Raw genomic sequence first — 7282 nt, forward strand, 5'->3', positions numbered from 1 at the left:
CGCTCGTGAAGACCGCCAAGGGCCGGGGGCACGTCACCCTGGCCACCGACTGGCCGGCGCCGAGCCCCGAGCCGGGGTGGGTGGTCATCGACGTGATCGCCTGCGGGATCTGCGGCACCGACCTGCACATCGTCGACGACGAGCACAAGAACTGGCCTCCGGTCGTGCTCGGCCACGAGTACGTCGGGCGGATCGTGGAACTCGGACCGGACGTCAGCGGCTGGGCCGTCGGCGATCGGGTCGTCTGCGAGCAGCACACCCTCGCCTGCGGCCGATGTGACGCTTGCCGGCGCGGCGCCATCCATCTCTGCGCGCACAAGCGCTCGCCGGGCTGGGGGATCAATGGCGCGTTCGCCGATCAGGTGGCGCTCCCGGCGAACCTGCTGCACCGGGTGCCGGACGGGGTGGCCGACCTGGCCGCCGTCCTGACCGAGCCCAGCGCGATCTGCCTGACCGGCCTCGACCGGCTCGGCCTGCGGGCGGGCGAACGGGTGGCGGTCATCGGACCCGGGCCGATCGGGATCGTCTCGGCGCTGCTGGCCCGGCGGGCCGGCGCCGCCGAGGTGCTGGTGCTGGGCCGCTCGTCCAGCGCCGACCGGCTCGATCTGGCTCGCGAGCTGGGATTTCCCACCGTGACCACCGACCGCGAGGACGTCTTGGCCGTTGTCGCGGCGGTGACCGGCGGGGTCGGCGTGGACGCCGTCGTGGAGAGTTCGGGCGCTGCCGAGGCCCTGACCACGGCGATCCGGATCAGCCGCAGCCTCGGCCGCGTCGTCTGCCTCGGCATCGGCGGGCACGGACCCGGCCTCGTGGCGCTGGACGAGGCGGTGTCCCGGTCGCTGACCGTGCACTTCAGCCTGTCCAGCGAGTACTCCACCTGGGACCGGGCCCTGCGGCTGATGGCCGCCGGGTACGACCCGGAGCCGCTGACCAGGTCGTATCCGCTGGAGGACTGGGCGGACGCGTTCGCCGACGTCGCCGCGCGGCGGGTCGTGAAGGCAGTGATCATGCCGGGGTGGTCGCGATGACGACCGTGTCGGTCTGCGTGCCGCTGTCCCTGGATCCCACCGCCGCGATCACGGCCGCCGCCGCCCGGGCCGGCACGACGGTCGAGGTGCGCTACGAGCCGTCGCTGGTCCCGCCGCAGCGCTTTCCCGCCGACCACGCCGGTGATCCCGGCTGGCGGCGGTCGGCCGACACCACCGCCCGGTGGAACCGGTTGCTCGCCGGGACGGACATCTCCCTCGGCGTGCCCGGCGACGCCCCGGCCGGCCTGCTCGCGCTGGTCTCCACCGCGCCGACGGTTGCCTGGGTGCAGGGGACCGCGGCGGGGGCCGGCGAACAGGCCCGCCGGGCCGGCCTCGCCGCCGAGATCGCCGCTCGGCTGGTGGTCACCTCGGCGGCCGGCGTCCACGCCACGCCGCTGGCGGAGTTCGCGGTCTTCGGCCTGCTGGCGTTCGCCAAGGACCTCGACCGGCTGCTGCGCCAGCAACGGGCCGCGCAGTGGCCCGGCCGCTGGCCGATGCGGCAACTGCGCGGCAGCCGGGTGTTGCTGCTGGGACTCGGTGGCGTGGGCCGTGAGGTGGCCCGGCTGTGCGCCGCGTTCGGGGCGGAGGTGACCGGGGTCCGGCGCAATCCCGGCGGTCCCGCGGTCCCCGGGGTCGACCGGACCATCGGGCTCGCCGACCTCGACGCCGCGCTACCCGGCAGTGACGCCATCATCGTGACGCTACCCGGCACCCCGGAGACCGTCGGCCTGCTGAACGCGGACCGCTTGGCCCGGCTCCCGTCGCACGCGATCCTGGTCAACGTCGGGCGCGGCACCGTCGTGGACACCGGCGCGTTGGTCGCCGCCCTGGACGCCGGCCGGCTGCGCGGTGCCGTCCTCGACGTCACCGAGCCGGAGCCGTTGCCCGCCGCCTCGCCGCTGTGGCAGCGCGACGACGTGCTGATCAGCCCGCACACCGCCGCGCTCGGCACGGACGAGGACGACCGGCTGGTGGAATTGTTCGCCGACAACCTCTACCGCTGGCTGACCGGTCAGCCGTTGCGCAACGTGGTCGATCTCGCCGTGGGCTACTGACGTGCCGGGTATCGAACGCGTCTTTCTGCTCGGCCTCATGGGTGCCGGCAAGTCCACCGTGGGGGGTGCGCTGGCCGGGCTGCTCGGCTGGCCGTACCTGGACAACGATCTGTTGTTGCGCCGGCGCACGGGCATCGACACCGTCGGTCTCGCGGCGCTGGGCCGCGGCGCCCTGCACCTGCAGGAGTCGCGCCAACTGCACGCCCTGCTCGACGTCGCGCCGCCGTATGTGGCCGGCATCGCGGCGAGCGTCGCCGAGCGCCCGGACGACCTCGCGGTGCTTCGCGCCGCCGGGCTGGCGGTGTATCTGCGGGCCCGGCCCGCCACCCTGGCCGGCCGGATCGGGCCCGGCGAAGGCCGGCCCTGGCTCGACGCCGAGCCACGGGTCGTCCTGGGCCGGATGTTCCGGACCCGCGACGCCACGCTGTGCCTGGCGGACCTCGTGGTGGACACCGATGAGCGGGACCCGGCGGACGTTGCGGCCGGCATCCTGCCGCTGCTGGCCCGGGGAGCGGGGGACTGACGCCAGGACAGCGCGCCGTCTGCTGACAGCAGATCTCTTTGGGGTGTCGGCGTTTCCGGGTCGATCGTGGAGGCCGGAACGCCGACAACGAGGAGAGGTAGAGCATGCGACTCGCGAATGGGCTCAGCCCCTGGACCGCGGGGTCCATCGATGACCAGGTGGCCGCGCGGCTGCTGCACCAGCGGATCATCGTGCTGGGAAGTGAGGTCGACGACCCGGTGGCGAACCGGCTGTGCGGGCAGCTTCTGCTGCTCTCCGCCGAGGATCCGCGCGGCACGATCAGCCTCTACATCAACTCGCCGGGTGGGTCGGTGAGCGCCGGGCTGGCCATCTACGACACGATGCGGCTGATCCCGAACGACGTCAGCACCCTCGCGCTCGGTCTGGCCGGGAGCATGGGCCAGTTCCTGCTCACCGCGGGCACACCGGGCAAGCGCTTCAGCCTCCCGCACGCGCAGGTCCTCATGCACCAGGGGTCCGCCGGCTTCGGCGGCACCGCCGCGGACGTGGAGATCTACGCCGAGCAACTGGAACGGATCGGCACCACCCTGCTCCGGCTCACCGCCGAACACACTGGGCAAAGCATCGCGACCGTCGAGCGCGACAGCCGGCGGGACCGGTGGTTCACCGCCGAACAGGCCCGGGAGTACGGGCTGATCGACCACATTCTGGGCAGCGTCGACGACGTGCGCCCCATGGTCCAGCACCTGCCGATAGGGCTGAGCGCATGAGTCAGTACACGATTCCGACCGTGGTGGAGAAGACGCCGAATGGCGAGCGCGCCTACGACATCTACTCCCGGCTGCTCTCCGACCGCATCATCTTCCTCGGCACCGAGATCGACGACGGTGTCGCGAACGTGGTGATCGCCCAGCTGCTGCACCTGGAGTCGGCCGGCGAGCAGGAGATCGCGCTGTACATCAACTCGCCGGGCGGCTCGTTCAGCGCGCTCACCGCCATCTACGACACCATGAACTTCGTCCGCTGTGACATCACGACGTTCTGCGTCGGGCAGGCGTCGTCCGCGGCGGCGGCTCTGCTGGCGGCCGGCACCCGGGGCAGGCGCGCGGTGCTGCGGCACGCCAAGGTGACCCTGCACCAGCCGTCGAGCCAGGCCCGCGGCACACTGCCCGACCTGGCGGTCGAGGCGAAGGAGGTGGCGAAGGTGCGGGCCGAGATGGACCGGATCCTCGCCGACCACACCGGCCACTCGACCGCGAAGATCCGGGAGGACACCGACCGCAGCATGGCGCTGAACGCGGCGGAGGCGGTCGCCTACGGCCTGGCCGACCAGGTGATCACCACCCGCCCGTCCCGCACGTACCGCCTGAGCGCGTAACACGCGGGCCGCACCCTGCGGATCAGGCGGCGAGCAGCACGACGTCGCCGCTACGCGTGGGCTGGGCCGGGGCGTGGGCCGCCCGGCGCACCCGGGCGGGGTCGAGCTGCAGCACCGTGGCGCGGCCGGCGGTGAGGTCCTGCCGCACCTCGGCGAGCATGTCCGCCAGATCGATACGCAGCGCGTCGCAGACCGCCGCCAGGATCTCCGAGCTGGGCTCCTTGCGGCCGCGCTCGACCTCGGAGAGGTACTGCACTGAGACACTCGCGTCGCGGGCCACCTCGGCGAGGGTGCGGCGCTGCTCCTGCCGCCGACGGCGCAGAACCTCGCCGACCACCGTGCGCAGCAACGGCCGGGAACGACGATCGGTGTGCCGGAAGTCCACCATGGGCTCACCATAAGCCGGGACCTCGCCACCGCGAGGTCCCGGCGGTTAAGCCAGGAGCGAAGCGGCGGCGTGTATTGCTCCTCGAGCACCGTGCGTCACCGCCGACGAAGAGCGCCAGTGTCCTCAGCGCGGCAGATCCGGATTGGCGGCCGGCTCAGGGGTCGGTGTCACCAGAGGTCGAGCTGTCCGGGAATCTCATCGGTGATGCGGTCAGGAAGTTGCCACAGGCGCACGGTGGAGTTCGGCCCTCGAGTAAGCCAACGACCCTGGCCGTCGGTCGCCGCGATGGCGTTCTGGGTCATGTCGACGCCGTAGTCGATGTTTGCCTGCCAACGCAAGCTCCGGGTGGACAGCAACAGATGGTCCTCAAAGTCCTCGTCGTCGGTGTTGACGGCCACGAGGACGAGATCGTCGCTGATCAGCGCTCCTGCCTCCATGAGGCGGTAGTCACTGTGTGCATCGTATGCCGGAATCTCCGTAGGACCACTGGCGACGACGATCGTGCAGGTGGATACGTCACGGATGGAGATCTCCGGTACATCACCGTGAGGTAGTGCCAGATACCGATCACCGGTGGAGGTGAAGCCGTTCACGAACCCGCCGCAAAGATCGCGGCCCTGGATCCGTCCATCGACCAACCAGGCCAGGTAACTCAGCGGGGCATCCTGCCCCATGGCGAGGTGCATGCCGACCCGCCTGCCGTCGGGGTGGGGAACGAAGTACGCCGCACCGACCGAGGACCCCAGCTGGACGCGGTCAAGCTCTGCACCGGTGACCGCGTCGTAGGCGACCAACTCGTCATCGACCGGCAGGTATACCCACAGAACTCCTTGAATATCGAGATAGCAGTTCGGCGTGCAGGGTAGACCGGCGGAGGGGATCGAATGTTCACGTCGCCACAGCACCCGGCCGCGCTGATCACAGACCACAAGTTCGTCCATGGTCACCGCGGCTAGATGCCGCTGGCTGACAGCAGCCATGAGCCGCCGCGCCGACACCGGCGCCACTATGCGTGCGACAACGCGAAGACCGGTGTCAAGAACCGTTACCGACGACTCCGACGGATGAGTCACCATCCACCCGACTCCAGCGACCCGGCTGACCCACCCCACCGGCGGAAGAGAAACCTCGGCGATCATGACAGGACGCATCGCCGCAGAATAGCGCCGCTGTCACTCATGGATGCCACACCCGCGCCGCCAACCAGACCGGACCCTGTGATCATTCATCCGCTCATCGGCCATGTCCAGGAGGCGGCCGAGCGCTGACCGACCACCGAGTGTGGCGGCATGCGGTCGACCAGCGCGCGATCGGCGGCAGATCATCGCAGTCGATCGCGCGTTATGCCAGAGCCTTGAACACCGAGGGCTACGTTTGATTTGTTCCTCGCACAGGCGAGTTAACGAGCCAAATTTCCATTCAAGGGGTGTGAGCCATGCCCGGGGTTTGCGCGGCAACGGCGACGATCTCGAACTTGACACAACAGAGTAGGTCGCATGGTGAACGGGATCGACCCGTCATGCAGCTACCAAACGCAATTCATTGCATTGCAGCTCACCGGTTCCGGCGCGGCACTCGGCTTTTCGTTGCTCCGGCTGCCTTCGGCTCGCCCGGGCCTTTCTCGATGCTGTCAGCATTCTTGGCTTGAAGCGGGAATTGGCGGACGGAATGTCGACCAAGAATATATTCGCGAGCGCCGCGCGTGGGGAGCGCATACAGGTGAATGATGGCTGCGACGGTGCCCGGCACTACGGCCACGAGCAAAGCGACGACATTGATCCAGCTCGGCGCATCTCCGTCACCCGTGTTCTTCATTATTGCATCCATGGATAGCCCTCCCACGATGGTGCACACGAGCGTGGAGACAGCCGCGGCCCTTACTGATCTCATTCCGTTGGGCCGAATGCTTCGCCGCGACACGGCCACTGCCACAAAGGCTGCGGCGGCGAGTGCGATATGGACAATGAGGGCAACACCCACCCAGTCAGGAATTTCCTCAGGGGTAAGGATCCGTACCCGGAAGTCGTGCGCAGTCGCGGACAAGTCGATGATGACAAACCCCGCAACGATGAACCCGATCGTGGTTGTGAACCGGTTGACCGCGTCCTCAACGTCGCCTCGCGCAATGACCAGCCATGACAGCCCGCCGAAAATCCCCAGCACGCCGACGCCCAAGCCGTCGGCGGCGACCATGAGCAGCCGCCAGGCTTGGCGACAGTCCTGTAAGCCTGCAATCAGCGAGAATAAGTAGGCGGCGTAGGTGAGCGAAAACAGGGAGGCCAAAAATTGGATGAGCGCAAATGTGCGATTCGGCCTTCGTGGCGACGTGCTGAGCAACACCACCGTTACCGTGAGAACGAGAGCGGCGAGGGTTCCCGCAAGCTGTGAGTGGGATGCACCCGAATCAATGGGATTCCACTGGTATTGTTCGCATGAATCTGCGAGCGTCATTCAGTGAATACTACGTTAGCCATTCCATGGCGGTCTCCTTATGTCGGTCAAGTCCCTGGACGTGGTGTATTGGGTGATCTTCCGATTTGATCTTGGTTAGAGGAGGGGTTGACCGGGTTCGCCGGTGATGGGTTCACCGGTGGCGGGTTGCCATTGGTCGATGTCGTCGGGCCAGGGTGCGGGCCGGGCTTGGTCGTCCCACCAGCCGGTTTCGATGTTGTCGTTGATCAGGGCGGTGTTGAGGGCGGCGCGTTCGGCCGGGTCGGGAATGGCGTGCTCGCCGGTCGGGTGGGTCATGCTGCGGTCTCCAGTTGTAGGTCCTCGGTGGTCGCGGTGGACACGATGGTGGTGGGTGTGGTGCGGGCGCGGTCGAGCACGTCGAGAGCGAAGTAGCGGCGCCCTTCGGTCCATTCGTCGTGTTGTTCGGCCAGGACGGCGCCGACGAGGCGGATGACGGCGTCGCGGTCGGGGAAGATCCCGACGACGTCGGTGCGGCGG

10 protein-coding genes are annotated in these 7282 nt (G+C 68.8%); 5 read left to right on the forward strand and 5 right to left on the reverse strand.

The window, feature by feature from the left end; genetic code table 11:
* Nucleotides 1-5: 5 nt before the first annotated feature.
* The 5 genes from DMB66_RS36660 (at nucleotide 6) to DMB66_RS36680 (ending at nucleotide 3945) form a co-directional block, all read left to right on the forward strand.
* Nucleotides 6-1028: a zinc-binding dehydrogenase gene (locus DMB66_RS36660; RefSeq protein WP_158647491.1), complete on the forward strand. Its 1023-nt coding sequence runs from the start codon at nucleotides 6-8 to the stop codon at nucleotides 1026-1028.
* Complete coding sequence (locus DMB66_RS36665) at nucleotides 1025-2083, forward strand: D-2-hydroxyacid dehydrogenase (RefSeq protein WP_125808717.1); 1059 nt, start codon at nucleotides 1025-1027, stop codon at nucleotides 2081-2083. Before DMB66_RS36660 ends, DMB66_RS36665 begins: the two co-directional genes overlap by 4 nt.
* 1 nt (nucleotide 2084) lies before the next feature.
* Nucleotides 2085-2606: a shikimate kinase gene (locus DMB66_RS36670; RefSeq protein ID WP_199752841.1), complete on the forward strand. Its 522-nt coding sequence runs from the start codon at nucleotides 2085-2087 to the stop codon at nucleotides 2604-2606.
* Nucleotides 2607-2710: 104 nt separating this feature from the next.
* Nucleotides 2711-3337: a ClpP family protease gene (locus DMB66_RS36675; protein WP_125808718.1), complete on the forward strand. Its 627-nt coding sequence runs from the start codon at nucleotides 2711-2713 to the stop codon at nucleotides 3335-3337.
* Nucleotides 3334-3945, forward strand: coding sequence for a ClpP family protease (locus DMB66_RS36680; protein WP_125808719.1), 612 nt, complete (start codon nucleotides 3334-3336; stop codon nucleotides 3943-3945). Before DMB66_RS36675 ends, DMB66_RS36680 begins: the two co-directional genes overlap by 4 nt.
* Nucleotides 3946-3967: 22 nt before the next feature.
* Here DMB66_RS36680 and DMB66_RS36685 read toward each other — a convergent pair whose 3' ends face one another.
* The 5 genes from DMB66_RS36685 to DMB66_RS36705 form a co-directional block, all read right to left on the reverse strand.
* Nucleotides 3968-4333 carry a helix-turn-helix domain-containing protein gene (locus tag DMB66_RS36685; protein WP_125808720.1) on the reverse strand — a complete coding sequence of 122 codons (366 nt, stop codon included), beginning with the start codon at nucleotides 4331-4333 and terminating at the stop codon, nucleotides 3968-3970.
* A gap of 167 nt (nucleotides 4334-4500) precedes the next feature.
* On the reverse strand, nucleotides 4501-5484 hold the full coding sequence (locus DMB66_RS36690) for a hypothetical protein (protein ID WP_125808721.1): 984 nt from the start codon (nucleotides 5482-5484) through the stop codon (nucleotides 4501-4503).
* Nucleotides 5485-5887: 403 nt separating this feature from the next.
* A complete protein-coding gene (locus DMB66_RS36695; protein WP_125808722.1) occupies nucleotides 5888-6784 on the reverse strand; it encodes a hypothetical protein in 897 nt (298 codons plus the stop codon).
* Between the two features lie 96 nt (nucleotides 6785-6880).
* Nucleotides 6881-7081, reverse strand: a complete 201-nt coding sequence (locus DMB66_RS36700) for a hypothetical protein (protein WP_125802094.1) — start codon at nucleotides 7079-7081, stop codon at nucleotides 6881-6883.
* Nucleotides 7078-7282 (reverse strand): transposase (locus DMB66_RS36705; RefSeq protein WP_199752842.1); only part of this gene is annotated, 205 nt, incomplete at its 5' end. The genes DMB66_RS36700 and DMB66_RS36705, both read right to left, overlap by 4 nt.

This window comes from Actinoplanes sp. ATCC 53533, assembly GCF_003947245.1.